Source organism: Herbidospora cretacea (assembly GCF_001570605.1).
Lineage (GTDB): Bacteria > Actinomycetota > Actinomycetes > Streptosporangiales > Streptosporangiaceae > Herbidospora > Herbidospora cretacea.
This window is the reverse complement of the sequence record NZ_BBXG01000018.1, coordinates 1-17472: the sequence shown is the minus strand read 5'-3', so window position 1 is coordinate 17472 and position 17472 is coordinate 1. Positions and strand designations below refer to the sequence as shown.

Here is a 17472-nt window from a genome sequence, read left to right as displayed (position 1 = left end):
CCCGGGCATGGAACTGCGCACCGATCGGGTCGGACTTCTGCTCGACCAGCTTGAGACCTCTGTCGAGTTCAGCAGGACCCGTCTTCGGGGCCTGACCGACGACGAGTACTTCTGGGAGCCCGCGCCGGGCAACTCCTGGACCGTCCGGAGACGGCTCGACGGCGACGTCGACGTCTACGGCAAGGGCGACTGGATCGCCGACTTCTCCCCCCACGAGCCGGTTCCCCCGCCGGTCACCAGCATCGCCTGGCGGGTCGCCCACCTGATCGCCTGTTTCACCCTGCGGTGGGACTGGACGTTCGGCGACCGCCGGATGCTCTTCGACGACCTGGAGATCCCCCACACGGCCGACGACGCCCAGAAGGTCCTCTGGGAGATCGTCGACCGCTGGAAGGAGGACGTCGACCGGCTCACCGAGGGGCAGCTCGACACCGTGGGGTTCAGCCAGTTCCCGGCCGGGCTCGACCCCACGGTGCCGTTCATCGCCATCGTCTGGTGGCTGAACCGGGAGTTGGTCCACCACTGCGCGGAGATCTCGCTGCTGCGGGACCTCTACCGGGAGAACGTGAAGTAGTTGAGGTTGACGAAGTCGGCCGGCTGACCGCTGCTGAAGGTGATGTAGACGGTCTGCGTGCCGGAGACGGACGAGATGTTGGCCGGGACGGTGCGCCACGACTGCCAGCCGCCGGTGTTGCCGACCGACATCTGGCCGATCACCGTGCCGGTGGGGCTGCCGAGCCGCACCTGGACGAGCCCGCTGACTCCGCCGGCCGCGCCGGAGGCGACCCGGGCGTTGAACTGGGTCTCGCCGCTGAAGGTGACCGAGTAGCGCAGCCAGTCGCCGTTGGAGATGTAGGCGACGTTCTGGCCGCCGCCCGCGTCGGTCGTGGTCTCCAGCTGGGTGCCCTGCTGGGCGGTGTACGACTCGGCCTGGATCACGCCGCCGGTCGGGGGCGGCGATGACGGGGGCGGGGTCGTGCCGGTGCCGCTCTGATAGACGGCGACGTAGTCGACGACCATGGGACGGCCGCTGACGGTGGCGGAGGTCGGGGTGCCGAACCCGGCCACGCCGTTGGGGAAGCCGCCGCCCATCGCCACGTTGAGCAGCAGGAAGTAGCCCGCGTGGCTCGTCATGTTGGACCAGGTCGTCGCGTCGAACTGGTTCTGGCTGAGGGTGTGGTAGTTCTGGCCGTCGACGTACCAGCGGAACTGGTTGGGCGTGATCGAGCGGTCCCACTCGAATCTGTACGTGTGGAACGCCGACTGGCAGGAGGAGCCGGGGCAGGTGCGGAAGGCGCCGAGTCCGTTGGTCTCGTTGCAGTTGCCGCCGGGGGTGACGCCGCAGTGGAGGACGCCCCAGACCTGGTTGATCCCGTTGACGTTCTCCATGATGTCGAACTCGCCGATGCCGGGCCAGTTCCAGTAGTTGCCCCGGTAGGGGGCGCCCAGGGCCCAGAAGGCGGGCCAGTACCCGAGCGCCGCGTTGCCGGTCACGTTGGGCATCTGGATGCGGCCCTCGATCCGCAGGATCCGGCCGGCGTCGGGCTTGAAGTCGGCGCGGCGGCTCTCGATCCGGGCGGAGGTCCAGTTCTGGCCGCTGCCGATCGGGGTGATGCGCAGGTTGCCGCTGCCGTCGAGGCTGAGGTTCTGGGTGCTGGAGGTGTAGTTCTGGATCTCCCCGGTGCCCCAGTTGCCGGGGCCGCCCGGATAGCCGTGGCCGGTGTCGATGATCCAGTTGGCCGACGAGGGCAGGGTGCCCGCCGAGCCGTTGAAGTCGTCGGACCAGACCAGGGTCCAGCCCGAGGGGGTCGAGGGGACGGCCGCGTTGGCGACGCCGATGCACAGGACCGGCACCACGAGGGCGGCTATCCACCCGACCAGAGAGCGTTTACCGACTCGTAAGGTTGCCATCGGAACCTTTCGGGACGTGGGAAGTCGCAGATTGCCGTTACTGTGCGCCCGGCTTCACACGTCGTCAAGAGCTCCGGTGAAGCTTCTAGAGAGCGCTCTCTATATTCGGACTCTGAACACGCGCGAGCGCTCCGAGCACTCCGGCGCGTTCGCCCAGTTCACCCTTCACCACGGTGACCGCGTGGGCCGCGCTCGGGATGGCCAGGCGGCCGACCACGGTCATGATCGGCTCGATCAGCAGCGGGCCCGCCTCGGCCAGCGCGCCGCCGATCACCACCAGGCCCGGGTTGAGGATGTTGCACAGGCTCGCCACTGCGACCCCGAGATGCCGCCCGGCGTCGGCGATCACCCGGCGGCAGCCGATGTCGCCGCCGTGGGCCAGCTCGACCAGCCGCGACACGGTGACCTGCCCGTGGGTGGGCCGGACCAGGTCGATGAGCTGCTGCCCGCCGGCCAGCGTCTCCAGGCAGCCGCGGTTGCCGCACCGGCACAGCCGGCCGTTCTCGTCGATCGTGATGTGGCCGAGCTCCCCGGCGGTCCCGGTCGCGCCCCGGTAGAGCCGGCCGTCGATCAGGATACTCGCGCCGACCCCCGTGCCGATCTTCATGTACGCCACCTCGCGCCGCCCCTTGGCCGCCCCCCACGTGGCCTCGGCCAGCGCTCCGAGGTTGGCGTCGTTGTCGACCACGACCGGCACGTCGAGACGTCGTCCCAGCTCGGCGGCCGGATCGACGCCGGCCCAGCCGGGCAGTATGGTGCTCGACCCCATGATCCCGGTCTGCGGGTCGATCGGTCCCGGCAGCCCGAGCCCGACGGCCTTGATCTCGGCGCGGTCGACGCCCGCCCGTCCCAGCAGATCGATGATCAGACGCTCGGCCGCCGCCAGCCCCTCGGGCGCCCGGACCCCCATGTCGAACGGGATCGCCTCCTCGGCCAGCACCCGGTGGGACCGCTCGGCCAGCGCCACCCGCAGATGCGAGTGCCCGAAGTCGACGCCGACGACGAGCCCGGTCTCGCGGACCGGGGAGATGAGGTGGCGACGGCCTCCGGCCTGGGAGATCTCCACCAGTCCCGCGTCGCGCAGCTCCCTGACGATGGTCGAGACCGTCGCCGGGGACAGGCCCGTCTGACGGGCGAGCTGCGCCTGGGTCAGGGAGCCGGATTTGCGTACCGTCTCCGTGATCAGGCGGCGGTTGGTCTCCCGAAGAGCCGTCAGCGAGTTGGCCATCAAACGATCTCCCTTGTTCAGGGATTGAACGTACACCTCTTGACGTTCTACAGGAACGGGTGGATTCTGAACAGAGAGCGCTCTCAGTCGGTGGAAAGGGGCAGATATGGCCCCCCGCACGTTCAAGGTCATCATGGATGGCGAAGGCAACTACTCCCTTTGTCCCGCCGATCGCGACGTCCCCGAGGGATGGGTCGCGACCGGCGTCGACGGCGTGTTCCAGGAACACCTCGACCGGGTGGCCGCTCTCTGGGGCATCGACGGAAAGATCATCTGAAACCGGTAGGGTCCGTTCGTGGCCTTCATCCGCGTCGAGACGCCCGTCGCCGCCCCCCCTGATCGGATCTGGGACGTCATCCGCGACGTCGGCGCCGTCCACGAGCGGCTGCTGCCCGGCCGGGTCGTCGACACGAAGATCGAGAACGGCCGCAGATACCTCACCTTCCCCGACGGCAACGTGGTCGAGGAGCTGATCGTCTCCCTCGACGACGAGGCCCGCCGCTTCGCCTACGCGGTCGTCGCCGGAGCCCGTCCCCCGCTGGTCCACCACCACGCCTCGTTCGAGGTCCGGCCCGACGGCACGCTGGTCTGGACGGCCGACGTCCTCCCCGACAGCGCCGCCGGGGAGGTCGAGATCCGCATGCGCTACGGCGCGGCCGAGATGAGGACCGCGATCGAGGCGGGTCAGCCCGAATAGAGTGTGCCGAGGTCGGCGTGCAGCCGGTCGGCCGGCGGCGTCCACCTGCTCGATGTCCCGGATTCGGACGGTCAGGCCGACTCCCGGACCACCAGCTCGGTCGGGAGGATCACCGACTCGCCGGGGTTCAGCAGCAGGCGGGCGAGTTCCCGGCCCATCCGCAGGGTCGGCTGCCGGACCGTCGTCAGCGGCGGATCCGCGTAGGGCGCCGACGGGATGTCGTCGTAGCCGATCACCGCCACGTCGTCGGGGACCCGGCGGCCCGCCCTGCGCAGGGCCTGGAGCGCGCCGAGCGCCATCATGTCCGAGGCCGCGAACACCGCGTCGAGGGCGGGGTCGTCCTCCAGGAGCTGGTTCATGGCGTCGAAGCCGCCGTCGCGGGTGAAGTCGCCGATGGCGATGATCGACCGGCGGCCCGAGTCACGGAGCGTCGAGCGGTAGCCGGTCAGGCGGTCGATCCCGGCCACCATGTCGGGCGGGCCGGCGATGGTGGCGATCCGCCTGCGGCCCGACTCCAGCAGGTGCCGCACCGCCGACTCTGCGCCGCCGACGTTGTCGATGTCGACGTACGGGAGAGAGGACCCCGTCAGGGGCCGCCCGCTGCAGACCACCGGGATGCCCCGGCGGGCCAGCGCGGCGGGCAGCGGGTCGGCGCCGTGCATGGAGGCGACGATCACCCCGTCGACGTGGCCCGACGTGGTGTAGCGCTCGACCCGCTCGTGGCCCCGGGACGACCCGGCCAGCATCAGCACGACCTGCTTGTCGGCCGCGTCGGCCTCCAGCGAGACGCCCCGGATGATCCCGGCGAAGGTCGGGTCGTCGGAGAAGACGCGGACCGGCGGCTCGGAGAAGACCAGCGCGATCGAGTCGGCCCGCTGGGTCACCAGGCTGCGGGCGGCCTGGTTGGGGACGTACCCGAGCTCCTCGACGGCCCGCTGGACCGCCACGCGGATGTGCTCGGCGACGGTCGTCGAGCCGTTGACCACCCGGGAGACCGTCGCCCTGGAGACGCCGGCCCGCGCGGCGACCTTCTCCAGCGTGGGCCTGGTCACACCAGGCCGTTCCGGCGGATCACCTCGGAGTACCACTTCGCGCTGTCCTTCGGCACGCGCTCCTGCGTCGCGTAGTCGATGTAGACCAGGCCGAAGCGCTTGTCGTACCCGTAGGCCCACTCGTAGTTGTCCAGGAAGCTCCACACCAGGTATCCGCGCAGGTCGACGCCCTGGGCGATGGCGTCGTGGGCGGCCCGGAAGTGGGCGTCGAGGAACTCCGTGCGCCGCCTGTCGTCGACTCGGCCCCCGATGAGCGTGTCGTCGAAGGCGGCGCCGTTCTCGGTGATCATGAGCGGCACGCCGGGGTAGTCGCGGGACAGGCTCACCAGGAGTTCGGTGAGGCCCGCGGCCTCGATCGGCCAGCCCATGGCGGTCTTCGGACCGTCGGGAACGGGGAACCCGATGCCCTCGCTGCCCGGGAAGACCGGGTTGGCGGGCTCGCCGGGGCGGGGTTCGGTGAAGGTCGGGTTGTAGTAGTTGACGCCCAGCACGTCGATCGGCTGCCCGATCAGCGCCAGGTCGCCCTCCTGGACGAACGACCAGTCGGTGAAGCGCGCGGCCCGCGCGACCACGTCGGCCGGGTAGACGCCGCGCAGCACCGGGTCGAGGAAGATCCGGTTCATGATGCCGTCGGGCACCGCCACCGCGTCGGGGTCCTCACCCCGGATCGGCGACAGGGCGTGGGTGATGCTGATCTGCTTGGCGCCGAGGGCGCGCAGCTCCCGCGTCGCGAGACCGTGGCCGAGCAGCAGGTGGTGGGCCGCCGCGAAGGAGGCGCCGACGTCGGTGCGCCCCGGGGCGTGGATGCCGGCCGCGTAGCCGAGGAAGGCCGAGCACCACGGCTCGTTCAGGGTCGTCCAGTTCTCCACCCGGTCGCCGAGGCGGCGGAACACGGCGGCCGAGTATTCGGCGAACCGCTCCGCCGTCTCGCGGACCGTCCAGCCGCCGCGGTCTTCCAGGGCCTGCGGCAGGTCCCAGTGGTAGAGGGTGACGTAGGGGCTGATCCCGGCCTCGTGGAGGTCGTCGACGAGGCGGTCGTAGAAGTCGAGGCCGTGCGGGTTGGCCGGGCCGCTGCCGCTGGGCTGGATGCGCGGCCAGGCGACCGAGAAGCGGTAGGCCGCCATGCCGAGCGAGGACATCAGCGCCACGTCGTCGCGGTGACGGTGGTAGTGGTCGCAGGCGACCTCACCGGTGTGACCCTGGAAGACCTTGCCCGGGGTGGCGCTGAACGTGTCCCAGATGCTCGGCCCGCGTCCCCCTTCGCGGACGGCCCCCTCGATCTGGTAGGCGGCGGTCGCGGTGCCCCAGACGAACCCCTGCGGGAATTCCAGGACCTGCGCCCCCCTGGCCAGATCCGCCGACACGGTCATCCTGCTGCCCCCATGCATCCGGCCCCCGACGTGAGAGCGCTCTCAGCCAGCATCCCGGCAAGTCGGCCCCCATGTCAACGCGGGGCGTTTGTCACACGTTTCCGCGGTGACACGTGATGACCCGTTGACGCATGCTTCATGTCGCGTCGGCGCCCCACGCTTGAGAGCGCTCTCCAACGACGCCGCCGAAGGGCGATCCGCAGGGCCCTGCCGACCGGCCGCCCGGCCACCGAGGAGGCGGCTACGGCGCTCCGGGAGCGCCACCCCCGGCACCCACCCCTGACCCCTTTCCTATTTGTTGATACGTGCGGAAGAAACCCTTACAAGGGTGTGGTGACCGAATCGGAACACAACCGTGGTCGCGCTCCCACGACCGTCCTCATAACGTGTCCTCCAATGAGGCATGTCGTGTCGACTGGCGGGAATGTGACGATCACCGACCTCCCGGTCACCGGCCGCTACGTCACGAGAGAGCGCTCTCCGCGATTACGGAACTGTCCAATTCACAATGAGGTAACCGTAATCTCACATGGATTGACACGCCGTCGTAACCGGGGTGAAGCTTCCGGAACCGCTCTCTGATGAGAGTTCAAGGAAGAACTTTGGAGGAAGGGTCCCATGTCGCTCCTCTCACGACCCGCCCGTTTGTCCGCCATCGCGGCCGGCTTGGGCTTGGCACTCGTGGCCACCGGCTGCGGTAGCTCCGGCGGCGACACCGCCGCCCCGGCAGCCTCGGCCGGAGGTGGCGAAGCGGCGTCCGCGGACTGCGCGCCGTTCACCGAATACGGCAAGTTCGACGGCACGACGGTGAGCATCTACTCCCCGATCCGCGACGCGGAGGCCGACCTGTTCGAGCAGGCCTGGGGTCCCTTCGCCAAGTGCACCGGCATCAAGATCACCTATGAGGGCACCGGCGAGTTCGAGGCCCAGATCCAGGTGCGCGCCGACGCCGGCAACCCGCCTGACATCGCGTTCTTCCCGCAGCCCGGTCTGCTTGAGCGCTTCGCCAAGGCCGGCAAGCTGAAGCCCGCCTCCGACAAGGTCAAGGCGCTGGCCACCGAGAACTGGTCGGCCGACTGGGCCAAGTACTCCACGGTCGACAACGTGTTCTACGGCGCGCCGCTGGGCGCCAGCGTGAAGTCGTTCGTCTGGTACTCCCCCTCGATGTTCGCCGAGAAGGGCTGGACCGTCCCCACCACGTGGGCCGACCTGATGACCCTGACCGAGACCATCGCCGCCTCCGGCATCAAGCCGTGGTGCGCCGGCATCGAGTCGGGCGACGCCACCGGCTGGCCCGCCACCGACTGGATCGAGGACGTCGTCCTGCGCGACCTCGGCCCCGACGGCTACGACCAGTGGGTCGCCCACGACCTGCCCTTCAACGACCCCAAGATGGTCACCGCCGTCGACAAGGTCGGCGCGATCCTCAAGAACGACAAGTACGTCAACGGCGGCTACGGCCCCGTGAAGTCGATCGCCTCGACCGCCTTCCAGGAGGGCGGCGTGCCGATCACCGAGGGCAAGTGCGCCCTGCACCGCCAGGCCTCCTTCTACGCCAACTTCTGGCCCGAGGGCACCAAGGTGGCCGAGGACGGCGACGTCTTCGCCTTCTACCTGCCGGGCAACGACGCCAACAGCAAGCCGGTCCTCGGCGCCGGCGAGTTCGTGGCCGCCTTCACCGACCGTCCCGAGGTCCAGGCCGTGCAGGCCTACCTCGCAGGCGGCGACTTCCCCAACCGCCGCATGGCCCTGGGCACCTACGTCTCGGCCAACAAGAAGGTCGACGTCAGCAAGGCCGCGAACGCGATCGACAAGCTCTCCATCGAGATGCTGCAGGACCCGAACACGGTCTTCCGCTTCGACGGTTCCGACCTGATGCCGGCCGCGGTCGGCGCGGGCACGTTCTGGAAGGGCATGACCGACTGGATCAACGGCAAGGACACGAAGTCGACCCTCGACTTCATCGAGGCCTCCTGGCCGAAGTCCTGACATAGGACCGCTGCCCGGCCCCGGAGCTCACGGCTCCGGGGCCGGGCACACCCGCACCCGGGAGACCTCGCCCCATGGACTTCTTCTTCGATTTCTCCGCCGAAGCGCCCAAACTCCTCCAGCTTCTGATCGGCGTCATCGCGTTCCTGGCCTTCGTCGGCCTCATGCTCGTCCTGCTCGACCGCGCCCCCATGAAGGAACGGTCGTGGGGACACTCACTCCTGCTGCTCGGCCCCGCGCTGGCGCTGCTCGCGATCGGCCTGGTGGTCCCCGGCATCCGGACCACCCTGCTGTCGTTCATGAACGGCGACAGCAGCCAGTTCGTCGGCCTGGACAACTACCTCTGGATGTTCACCCAGCCGGAGGCGATCACCGTCCTGCGCAACACCCTGATCTGGGTGCTGCTGGTGCCGCTGCTGGTCACGGCCATCGGTCTCGTGTACGCCGTCGTGGTGGACAAGTCCCGCTTCGAGGCGGCGGCCAAGTCGCTGGTGTTCCTGCCGATGGCGATCTCGTTCGTCGGCGCGGGCATCATCTGGCGGTTCGTCTACGCCTACCGCCCCGAGGACGCCAACCAGATCGGCCTGCTCAACCAGTTCGTGGTGTGGCTCGGCGGCGAACCGCAGCAGTGGCTGCAGGAGGCCCCGACCAATACGCTGTTCCTGATCGTCGTCATGGTCTGGATCCAGGCCGGCTTCGCGACCGTGGTCCTGTCGGCCGCGATCAAGGGCATCCCGGCCGAGATCGTCGAGGCCGCCCGGCTCGACGGCGCGACCCCGCTCCAGATGTTCTTCCGGGTCACGCTCCCCTCGATCCGCCCCGCGCTCGTGGTGGTGCTGGTGACCCAGTCGATCGGCACCCTGAAGCTGTTCGACATCGTCCGCACCATGACGGGCGGCCAGTTCGACACCAGCGTCATCGCCAACGAGATGTACAACCAGGCGTTCCGCTACGGCGAGGCGGGCAAGGGCGCGGCGCTGGCCGTGTTCCTCTTCGTGCTCGTGACGCCCATCGTCGTCTATCAGATCCGCTCGTTGCGGCAGCGCCGGGAGGCATGAGATGACCACCATCGCCCCGAGCGTGGCCGTCAAGACCGAACCGAAGACGTCCGTCGGCCGGGTCCGCAAGCGGTTGACCAGCCGCACCGCCAGCCTGATCGCGGTCGTCATCGCGCTGCTCTGGACGACCCCCACGTTCGGCCTGTTCCTGTCGTCGTTCCGGCCGGAGGACGACATCAAGGGGTCCGGCTGGTGGACGTTCTTCACCAACCCCGCGCTGACGCTGGAGAACTACCGGGAGGTGCTGTTCGGCAGCTCGTCGTCGTCGGGCCGCCTGGCCAGCTTCCTGATCAACTCCGTCGTGATCACGATCCCGTCGGTGCTGTTCCCGCTGGCGCTGGCCACGTTCGCGGCCTACGCGCTGTCGTGGACGCGGTTCCGCGGCCGTGACTGGGTCTACATCGGCATCTTCGCCCTCCAGGTCGTGCCGCTGCAGATGGCTCTCGTGCCGCTGCTGTCGTTCTTCTCGCAGGGTGTGGAGGTCTTCGGCATCACCCTGATGCCGGCCTGGAACCTCGAAGGGCCGGGCCAGTTCATCCAGGTCTGGTTCGCGCACACCTGCTTCGCGCTGCCGCTGGGCGTGTTCCTGATCCACAACTTCATGTCGGAACTGCCCGGCGAACTGATGGAGGCGGCCCGTGTCGACGGCGCCACCCACGGCACGATCCTGCGCAAGGTCGTCCTGCCGCTGGTGGCCCCCGCGCTGGCGGCGTTCGGCATCTTCCAGTTCCTCTGGGTGTGGAACGACCTGCTGGTCGCGCTGATCTTCTCGGGCGGCACGGCGGACACGGCTCCGATGACGGTACGGCTGGCGCAGATGGCCGGCACCCGGGGCAACGAGTGGCAGCGCCTGACCTCGGGCGCGTTCGTCTCCATGATCATCCCGTTGATCGTCTTCCTGTCGATGCAGCGTTACTTCGTACGCGGCCTGCTGGCCGGAAGTGTGAAGGGCTAGGGGCCGATATCGTTATCGTCCTCAACCCGAGCCATGTGGGAGGGACCTGTCGATGAAGCGCCCCACCTTGGAGGCCGTCGCCGCACGAGCCGGGGTTTCCCGGGCGACCGTCTCCAGGGTCGTCAACGGCCAGGCCACCGTCGGTCCCGAGATCCGCGACGTGGTGCTGCGCGCCGTCCGTGAGCTGGGCTACGTGCCCAACTCGGCGGCGCGCAGCCTCGTCACCCAGCGGACCGACTCGATCGCCCTGGTGGTGTCGGAGCCGACGACGCGGGTGTTCTCCGACGACCCCATGTTCTCCACCGTCATCCGCTCGGCCAGCGTCGAGCTGGAGGCGGCCGACAAGCAGGTCGTGCTGATGCTCAGCGGCACGGCCCAGTCCCACGCGCGCGTGGAGCGGTACATCGCCAGCGGCCACGTCGACGGCGTCATGCTCATCTCGATGCACGGCGCCGACCCGCTGCCCGCCGCGATCACCCGCATGGGCGTCCCGGCGGTGTCCTACGGCCGCCCGGCCGTCCCCGTGGCGCTGCCCTACGTCGACAACGACAACGTGGGCGGGGCCGCGAAGGCGGTGAGACACCTGCTGGACCGGGGCCGGCGGCGCATCGCCACGATCGCCGGGCCGCAGGACATGATCGGCGGGCAGGACCGGCTGACCGGCTACCGCACCGCGCTGCGCGACTCCGACCGGCGCTCGATCGTCGCGGTCGGCGACTTCACCCGCGAGTCCGGCGCGATCGCCATGCGCCAGCTCCTTGAGGACGACCCGCAGCTCGACGCGGTGTTCATCGCCAACGACCTGATGGCGATCGGCGCGATGCAGGCGCTGCGCCAGGCCGGGCGGAGCGTGCCCGACGACGTCGCGATCGTCGGCTTCGACGACATCGAGGCGGCCCGCTACACCGACCCGCCGCTGACGACGGTCCGCCACCCGATCATCGAGCAGGCGGCGGCGATGGTGAAGCTGCTGCTCAGCCTGCTGGAGCGGGGCGAGACGGTGGCCGATCCGGTGATCCTGTCGACCGAGCTGGTCGTCCGCGAGTCGGCCTGACGCCCGGCGCTCAGAGGCCGGTGACCCGGCTGCGGCGTTCGAGGAGGACGACGTCCCGCCACCGGTCGTGGTGGCGGCCGACGCGCTCCCGGACGCCGAGCCGCCGGAACCCGGTCTTCTCGTGCAGCCGCAGGCTGGCGGTGTTCTCGGGGAAGATCCCGGCCTGGATGGTCCAGATCCCGGCCGCCTCGGTCGAGGCGATCAGGGCGTTCAGCAGCAGGGTCCCGAGCCCGCGTCCCTGGTGGGCCGGGGCGACGTACAGGGAGTTCTCGACCACCCCGGCGTAGACGCACCGGCTGGAGACCGCCGAGGCGGCGACCCACCCGGCCACCTCGCCCGACGCCGGGTCGACGGCGACGTGGGCGTGACCGGGCAGCTTGGCCGCGGCGAAGGCCTCCCAGGCGGGCGCGACGGTCTCGAAACTGGCCTCGCCGCCGTCCAGCCCGGCCTGGTAGATGGCCAGGACCTGGTCGGCGTCGTCATCCTTCATCGCACGGACGATCATGTGTGCTCCCTCAGCCGGACAGTGCCCCGTCTATTCTGCTGAGGACCTTGCGGCTGACCAGCCCGTAGGCGAAGAAGTCGACGCCGGCCGCCCCGGCCGCCTTGGCCGCCCTGACCTTGGCGGCCAAGCGTTCGGTCGAGTCGACGTCGCGGCGGCGCTCGCCCCAGCCCTCGATGTCGGGCATGCCCGGCCGCAGGACCGCGCGCAGCTCCCGGTCCTTGCCGACCGAGCGCGAGTAGGCCGCCAGGTCGTCGGCGATCCGGGCCGCGTCGCGGGCGTAGGCGAGCACCGCGAACGAGGGCACCAGGTCGCCGAGGGCGACCAGGTCGACGCCGATCTGCCACGCGTCGTGGGCCGACAGCCCCGCCGTCGGGAGGCCGTCGGCGGCGCCCTTCAGCGCGCCGGTGGCGTCCATGAAGGTGAGCTGGGAGCCCTCCTCGGTGACCGCCGCCGACACCTCGGCGACCAGCGAGGTCACCGTCTCGGAGCGGGCGCGGGCGTAGGCGACGACTTCCGGGCCCGCATATGCGGTCAGCGCGGCCCTGGTGACCTGGCCCTGGGCGGGCGGGTCGCCGTCGAGGACGCCGCCGACGATGCGGGCGCACTCCTCGCGCGCCACCTCGGCGTTGACGCCCAGCTGGGTCGCCCGCAGCAGGCAGTGGTGGCAGAAGCACAGGCCGAGCAGGAACGCGTCCATGGGGCCCAGCGGGATGTAGGAGCGCCCGGCCGTGAACGCGGCGAAGTGGAGCGAGTCGGCCACCACGCTGTCGACGCCCTGCCGGGCCACCGCGCGGGCCAGCCCGACGGCGTAGGCGCGCACGTCGGGGTTGGCCGGGCACAGGTCGGCGGGGGCGCTGCGGTCGCCGAAGCAGTTGCGGACCGTCGTCCCGGGGTGCGCCGCCCCGAGGGCCGGGCTGCGCAGGAACACCGCCCAGCCGTGGAAGGCCAGGCCCCGGGCCCGGCAGGCGGCGCGCAGGTCGTCGAGGATCTTCTCCTCGGCCCCGTCCTGGACCGGTGGGGACAGCACGCCGAACAGGTCGGGGGGCGGCGGGAAATGCACCCCGTCGTGGCGGACGGTGACCCGGCTGCGGCCGTGGGGCGTGACGTCCGTGATCCGGTGGACGGCGGCGGCCACGGTCACCCCGGCCACGCCGAGGTCCGTGATCCGGTCGAGCACCGCGTCGACGCCTTCGTCGCGCAGGTCCTCGACGAAGACGTACACCGAAGAATCCACTAACGCCCCTTGTAGGCCACGAAGTCGATTTCCACCAGGATGTCCATGAGCTGCGATCCTACGGTGGTCCTGACCGGATAGGGCTGGGTGAAGTAGGACTTGTAGACCTCGTTGTAGGCGGCGAAGTCCTCCTTCAGGTTCTGCAGGTGCACCGTCGACTTGACGACGTCGTCGAAGGTCAGGCCGTGGGCGGCGAGGATCGCGCCCAGGTTCTGCAACGTGCGGTGGGTCTGCGCCGCCACGTCGTCGCCGACGACCTCGCCGGTGACCGGGTCGAGCGGCCCCATGCCGGAGGTGTAGACGAAGTCGCCGACCACGAGCCCCTGCGAGTAGGCGCCGACGGGGGCCGCGCCGTCGGCGGTGCGGATCTCTTCCTTCACTGGTTCTCCTAGAAGTACGTGGTGAGCAGGTCGACCACGATGTGGTCGTCGTCGATGACCGGGATGACCCGCCACTTGTCGAAGGCGGTGCAGGGGTGGGAGATGCCGAACCTGAGCAGGTCCCCCGGCCGCAGCGTGCCGCCCGGGTCGCCGAGGTAGGTGTGCTGGTCCTGGACCTTCGTCACCGCCAGGCCGGCGGGCGCGATCGGCAGGTCCAGGTCGTGGGGGATGTCGCGCTTGCCGAGGCCGACGACGGCCAGGCCGGGCTCGGGGGTGGAGACGACCTGGGCGTACACCTCCAGCGCCGGCCTCAGCCGGTCGGCGAAGGGGCTCATCCGGGCGTAGAAGCCCTCGTCGTGCCCGATGTAGGCGCCGGGGCGCACGATGACCTGCGCGTCCATGCCCGCGAGTTCGTCGGTGACCAGGTCGAAGTAGGAGCTGCCGCCGGCCGACACGATCGGGGCGCCGAGGTCCTCGGCGAGGGCGCGGAGGTCCTTCAGGTAGCGGGTGACGCCGTCGCGGCCGGGCTGGGTGCCCTCGTAGCCGGACACCCCGGCGAACTCGACGCCGTCGGTGGCGTCGATGAGGGCCTTGAGCGCTTTGGCCTCGTCGAGGGTGCGGCAGCCGGTCCGCCCGCCGGGATGCCCCAGTTCGACCAGGATCCTGAAGCCCTTCCCGGCCAGCAGCTCGACGCCTCGCGGGGAGTCGGCGTAGACGAGCAGGTCCAGGTCCTGGGCGGCCAGCCAATCGATGGCCGTCTCGTCGTAGATCTCGTTGGCCAGCAGGACCCGCTCGACGCCGAGGTGCCGGTAGACCATGACCTGGCTCGCGGTCGCGGCGGTCAGGCCCCAGGCGCCCGCCGCGAGCTGCTTGGCGAACAGCTGCGGCGACATGGTCGTCTTGCCGTGGGGGGCGTGCAGAAGCCCGTTCTTCCGTACGTGGTCCGCGAGCGCCCGCACGTTGTGGTCGAGGGCGCTCTCACGGGCGACCATGAGCGGCCACGTGAACGGCCCGTCGAACAGGCCGTGGCGGGCCGCCAGGAACTCCTCCGCCGTGACCGGCTCCGGCTGGACGAATCCCCGTGTGCGCCAGTCGATGGTCATGCCGGAAATGAGCACTCGTGGATCGTATAGGAGACTACGCCGGTCGCAGGGCCCGGCCGGGACGAGCTGTGGTGAGATGTCCTGCTTTGAGAACCCGGGTGCCGTTGATCCACACGTCGTCGATCCCCTGGGCGAGTTCGCGCGGGGCGGCGTAGGTGGCGGTGTCGGTGACCTTCGCCGGGTCGACGAGGACGAGGTCGGCGGCCTGCCCGGGGCGGACCAGCCCCCGGTCGAACAGCCGGAACCGGCGGGCCGGGTGGGCGGCGAGGTGCGAGGCGGCCTGCGGCCAGCTCAGATCGCCCTTCTCCCGCACGTGGTGGCCGAGGAACCGGGCGAACGCGCCGTAGGCGCGCGGATGGGGGTGGCCGCCGACGTGCAGGCCGTCGGAGCCGCCGGTGTGGGCGGGGTGGCGCAGGATCCGCCGGACCGACTCCTCCCCCGCCGGGCCCTCATCGGGACGGGCGCTGACACACCCGGCCTCAAGGTTGGTCTCGATGAGCAGGCGGCGGGCGAAGGCGGCCGGGCTCTCGCCCTGGCGGGCGGCCGCCGCCGGGATCGTCAGGCCCTCGGACCATGCGAGGCCCGGGGCGTGGGCGATGGTGAGCCGCTCCCAGGCGTGGTCGAGGTCGAGGTTCTCGATCATCGGGAGGGCCCGCGCCGGGTCGGCGGCCGGGACGTGCTGGGGCAGCACGATCATCGCCAGGATGGTGCTGCCGCGCAGGTAGGGGTAGGTGTCGAAGGTCGTGTCGCCGTCGAGCAGCGGGAGCAGGACGTCGGCCGGGCCGTGGAAGTGGGAGACGTGCAGCGGGGCTCCCGCCTTCGCGGTGACGGCCAGCGCCTCCTTCATCCCGACGGGGGCCGACTGGCCGTAGCCGCGCATGTGGGTGACGTACGGGAGACCCTGGAGAGGCGCGCACAGGGCGGCGAGCTCGGCGACGTCGGCGTAGCGGCCGGGGACGTATTCGAGCCCGGTCGACAGGCCCGCCGCGCCCTCTTCGAGGCCTTTCTCCACGATCGAGCGCATCTTGCGGAGGTCGTCCGTGTCTGAGGCCTTCGGTGCCGGTCCGAGCACGTCGAAGCGGATCGTTCCGTGCGGGAGCAGGAAGACGCTGTTCAGAGCGGAATTGTCATGGCTCGCCCGGATCTCGGCGACCGAGATCGGGCCCTCCCCGGGGAAGCCGCCGTTGATGGCGGCGAAGTAGCGGGTGGCGTAGTCGAAGGCGGCCCTGGTGGTGGTCGGGGCGAACGACAGGCCGTCCTGGCCGAGGACGACCGTGGTGACGCCCTGGCGCAGGTTGGCGAGCTGGAACCCCTCGTCGTGGACGAGGGCGTCGCCGTGGGAGTGGCAGTCGACCATCCCGGGGAGGACGAGACGGCCGGTGGCGTCGACCGCGCGGTCGTGGGGCAGCCGGCCGACCGCTGTGATCGTGCTCCCCGAGATCCCGACGTCGGCGCGGAACGGCGGGGCGCCGGTCCCGTCGACGACCCAGCCGTTCGCGATCACCACGTCGAAGGTCACCTGATCAGTATGGGGAGCGGTACTTCTCCTCGCACGTCACGGCCGAGTTCACCGGGTGGGCGGCGAGGATCTCCGCCGCCTTCCGGCGGGACAGGTTCCAGCCGTTCCACGGCTCGGGGAAGCGCAGGTCCTGGGTCTGGATCACGTCCTTCAGCACGCAGCTCCTGATCGGTTCGGGCAGCTTGTCCAGGCCGGGGATCGCGTCGGCGCTCAACCGGGCCAGGTAGTGCTCGTCGAGGCGGTCGACGCCCCGTACGGTGACCTGGCTCTCCGCCACCTGGGCGTCGGGGTTCCAGACGGCGAAGACCATCAGCGACACCGCCGTGAGCAGGACCAGCGCCTTCGGCAGCCAGCGGGTCCGCTTCACCAGCCCGCCGAGCAGGACCAGCACGAACACGGCGGCGATCCACCAGATCGTGGCGCCGACCGAGGCGCGCAGGCGGGTGAAACCGTAGGCGGCCGTGTAGAGGCCGAGCCGGTGCAGCGCCGAGGCCAGGATGACGAGCGTCAGCGCGCAGAGCAGCCCCAGCAGCGTCGCCATGATCCAGCGGTCGCCCTTGATCATCACGCTGCAGAAGGCCACGATGAACAGCACGAACACACTCACCGCGATCAGCTCGAAGAAGCCCGACCTGGCGTACTCGGCGAACGTCAGCCCCGCCGTCTCCAGCACCCTCCGGGTCCCCCCGAACAGCACCGAGATCTGGACCCCGACGAACGCCGCGAACAGCAGGTTCACCGCCACCAGCGGGATGACCCAGAGGGTCCGGGCGACGTGCATCGGCGCGTAGTCGACGCGCGGTTGCGCCACCGGCCGCAGCGCGACGAGGATCGCGGCGGCGGCGAGCACCCCGAAGAAGACGAACAGGAAGATCCGCACCGGCAGCGTCTCGGCCCAGGCCGGTGCCGAGAGAAGATCCCGGGCGAACGAGGAGAACACCGCGTCGGCCGAGATGAACAGCACCCCGAACACGGCGACCAGGAACGCCGTGATCCCCAGCGAGATCAGCACCGGCACGAGACTGCGGCGCTTCAGCACCCTGCGGACCGGCCCCGCGAGGAACCACGGCACCGGGAACACCGCCAGCCCGACCGACAGCAGCCCTCTGGTCACCCCCGCCCAGCCCCGCCCACCCGACAGCGCCAGCGAGGCCAGCACGAACGCGGCCAGCAGACTCAGCCCGACCACCCAGTCGGCGTCCCGGAACAGCGCCACGAAGACCAGCCCGTAGGCGGCGAGCGAGTAGGCGACGCTCCACGGGGTGATCCGGTGCCTGACGGCCGGGAGCACCGCCAGCGTGAGCGCGACGGCGGTCAGCACGACCCCGATGCCGGTCGGCGCATAGGGGAAGCAGACGGCCGCGACCAGCCCCGTGCCCGTCGCCGCCGGGAGCAGCCAGCGGGGGGTGTCGGGGAG

General features: G+C 70.4%; 17 protein-coding genes. 7 read left to right on the top strand and 10 right to left on the bottom strand.

The window, feature by feature from the left end; all coding sequences use genetic code 11:
* Nucleotides 1-7 precede the first annotated feature (7 nt).
* A complete protein-coding gene (locus AW270_RS28545) occupies nucleotides 8-574 on the top strand; it encodes a DinB family protein (protein WP_061299208.1) in 567 nt (188 codons plus the stop codon).
* On the opposite strand, the gene AW270_RS28540 is transcribed toward AW270_RS28545, so the two are convergent.
* Together AW270_RS28540 and AW270_RS28535 are read right to left on the bottom strand one after the other, a co-directional pair.
* Nucleotides 553-1911, bottom strand: coding sequence for a glycoside hydrolase family 16 protein (locus AW270_RS28540; RefSeq protein ID WP_061299207.1), 1359 nt, complete (start codon nucleotides 1909-1911; stop codon nucleotides 553-555). The two genes, AW270_RS28545 and AW270_RS28540, sit on opposite strands and share 22 nt — an antisense overlap.
* An 85-nt stretch (nucleotides 1912-1996) precedes the next feature.
* A complete protein-coding gene (locus tag AW270_RS28535; RefSeq protein ID WP_061299206.1) occupies nucleotides 1997-3139 on the bottom strand; it encodes an ROK family transcriptional regulator in 1143 nt (380 codons plus the stop codon).
* A 106-nt stretch (nucleotides 3140-3245) separates the two neighbouring features.
* Between AW270_RS28535 and AW270_RS38090 the strand changes: the two genes are divergently transcribed.
* Together AW270_RS38090 and AW270_RS28530 are read left to right on the top strand one after the other, a co-directional pair.
* Nucleotides 3246-3416, top strand: coding sequence for an MbtH family NRPS accessory protein (locus AW270_RS38090; RefSeq protein ID WP_082801901.1), 171 nt, complete (start codon nucleotides 3246-3248; stop codon nucleotides 3414-3416).
* An 18-nt stretch (nucleotides 3417-3434) separates the two neighbouring features.
* Nucleotides 3435-3836 carry an SRPBCC family protein gene (locus AW270_RS28530; protein WP_061299205.1) on the top strand — a complete coding sequence of 134 codons (402 nt, stop codon included), beginning with the start codon at nucleotides 3435-3437 and terminating at the stop codon, nucleotides 3834-3836.
* A 71-nt stretch (nucleotides 3837-3907) separates the two neighbouring features.
* Here AW270_RS28530 and AW270_RS28525 read toward each other — a convergent pair whose 3' ends face one another.
* A complete protein-coding gene (locus tag AW270_RS28525) occupies nucleotides 3908-4888 on the bottom strand; it encodes a LacI family DNA-binding transcriptional regulator (protein WP_061299203.1) in 981 nt (326 codons plus the stop codon).
* Nucleotides 4885-6258, bottom strand: coding sequence for a GH1 family beta-glucosidase (locus AW270_RS28520; RefSeq protein ID WP_061299199.1), 1374 nt, complete (start codon nucleotides 6256-6258; stop codon nucleotides 4885-4887). The genes AW270_RS28525 and AW270_RS28520 overlap by 4 nt, the downstream gene beginning before the upstream one ends.
* A gap of 666 nt (nucleotides 6259-6924) precedes the next feature.
* Here AW270_RS28520 and AW270_RS28515 point away from each other — a divergent pair.
* From AW270_RS28515 to AW270_RS28500, 4 genes are all read left to right on the top strand, one after another.
* Nucleotides 6925-8247 carry an ABC transporter substrate-binding protein gene (locus AW270_RS28515; RefSeq protein WP_369409009.1) on the top strand — a complete coding sequence of 441 codons (1323 nt, stop codon included), beginning with the start codon at nucleotides 6925-6927 and terminating at the stop codon, nucleotides 8245-8247.
* Nucleotides 8248-8321: 74 nt separating this feature from the next.
* Nucleotides 8322-9305 carry a carbohydrate ABC transporter permease gene (locus AW270_RS28510; protein ID WP_061299197.1) on the top strand — a complete coding sequence of 328 codons (984 nt, stop codon included), beginning with the start codon at nucleotides 8322-8324 and terminating at the stop codon, nucleotides 9303-9305.
* A gap of 1 nt (nucleotide 9306) precedes the next feature.
* Nucleotides 9307-10260, top strand: coding sequence for a carbohydrate ABC transporter permease (locus AW270_RS28505; RefSeq protein WP_061299195.1), 954 nt, complete (start codon nucleotides 9307-9309; stop codon nucleotides 10258-10260).
* A gap of 52 nt (nucleotides 10261-10312) precedes the next feature.
* A complete protein-coding gene (locus AW270_RS28500; protein ID WP_061299193.1) occupies nucleotides 10313-11314 on the top strand; it encodes a LacI family DNA-binding transcriptional regulator in 1002 nt (333 codons plus the stop codon).
* Nucleotides 11315-11324: 10 nt separating this feature from the next.
* Here the strand turns inward: AW270_RS28500 and AW270_RS28495 are convergent, their stop codons facing one another.
* From AW270_RS28495 to AW270_RS41900, 6 genes are all read right to left on the bottom strand, one after another.
* Entirely contained in the window at nucleotides 11325-11819 is a 495-nt protein-coding gene (locus AW270_RS28495) for a GNAT family N-acetyltransferase (RefSeq protein ID WP_061299191.1), read from the bottom strand.
* A 10-nt stretch (nucleotides 11820-11829) separates the two neighbouring features.
* On the bottom strand, nucleotides 11830-13053 hold the full coding sequence (locus AW270_RS28490) for a hypothetical protein (RefSeq protein ID WP_061299188.1): 1224 nt from the start codon (nucleotides 13051-13053) through the stop codon (nucleotides 11830-11832).
* Complete coding sequence (locus AW270_RS28485) at nucleotides 13053-13433, bottom strand: Rid family detoxifying hydrolase (protein ID WP_061299187.1); 381 nt, start codon at nucleotides 13431-13433, stop codon at nucleotides 13053-13055. Before AW270_RS28485 ends, AW270_RS28490 begins: the two co-directional genes overlap by 1 nt.
* Nucleotides 13434-13441: 8 nt before the next feature.
* Complete coding sequence (locus AW270_RS28480; protein WP_061299186.1) at nucleotides 13442-14536, bottom strand: alanine racemase; 1095 nt, start codon at nucleotides 14534-14536, stop codon at nucleotides 13442-13444.
* A gap of 34 nt (nucleotides 14537-14570) precedes the next feature.
* Nucleotides 14571-16055, bottom strand: coding sequence for an N-acyl-D-amino-acid deacylase family protein (locus AW270_RS28475; RefSeq protein ID WP_061299185.1), 1485 nt, complete (start codon nucleotides 16053-16055; stop codon nucleotides 14571-14573).
* A gap of 4 nt (nucleotides 16056-16059) precedes the next feature.
* A partial coding sequence (locus tag AW270_RS41900) for a DUF4153 domain-containing protein (protein ID WP_157522764.1) occupies nucleotides 16060-17472 on the bottom strand: 1413 nt, incomplete at its 5' end.

Bases quoted from the DNA above. Each gene is read 5' to 3' on its own strand.
- AW270_RS28480 (WP_061299186.1), bottom strand. From the start codon at position 14,536: ATGACCATCGACTGGCGCACACGGGGATTCGTCCAGCCGGAGCCGGTC.
- AW270_RS28510 (WP_061299197.1), top strand. From the start codon at position 8,322: ATGGACTTCTTCTTCGATTTCTCCGCCGAAGCGCCCAAACTCCTCCAG.
- AW270_RS28540 (WP_061299207.1), bottom strand. From the start codon at position 1,911: ATGGCAACCTTACGAGTCGGTAAACGCTCTCTGGTCGGGTGGATAGCC.
- AW270_RS38090 (WP_082801901.1), top strand. From the start codon at position 3,246: ATGGCCCCCCGCACGTTCAAGGTCATCATGGATGGCGAAGGCAACTAC.
- AW270_RS28505 (WP_061299195.1), top strand. From the start codon at position 9,307: ATGACCACCATCGCCCCGAGCGTGGCCGTCAAGACCGAACCGAAGACG.
- AW270_RS28545 (WP_061299208.1), top strand. From the start codon at position 8: ATGGAACTGCGCACCGATCGGGTCGGACTTCTGCTCGACCAGCTTGAG.
- AW270_RS28500 (WP_061299193.1), top strand. From the start codon at position 10,313: ATGAAGCGCCCCACCTTGGAGGCCGTCGCCGCACGAGCCGGGGTTTCC.
- AW270_RS28520 (WP_061299199.1), bottom strand. From the start codon at position 6,258: ATGACCGTGTCGGCGGATCTGGCCAGGGGGGCGCAGGTCCTGGAATTC.
- AW270_RS28535 (WP_061299206.1), bottom strand. From the start codon at position 3,139: ATGGCCAACTCGCTGACGGCTCTTCGGGAGACCAACCGCCGCCTGATC.
- AW270_RS28495 (WP_061299191.1), bottom strand. From the start codon at position 11,819: ATGATCGTCCGTGCGATGAAGGATGACGACGCCGACCAGGTCCTGGCC.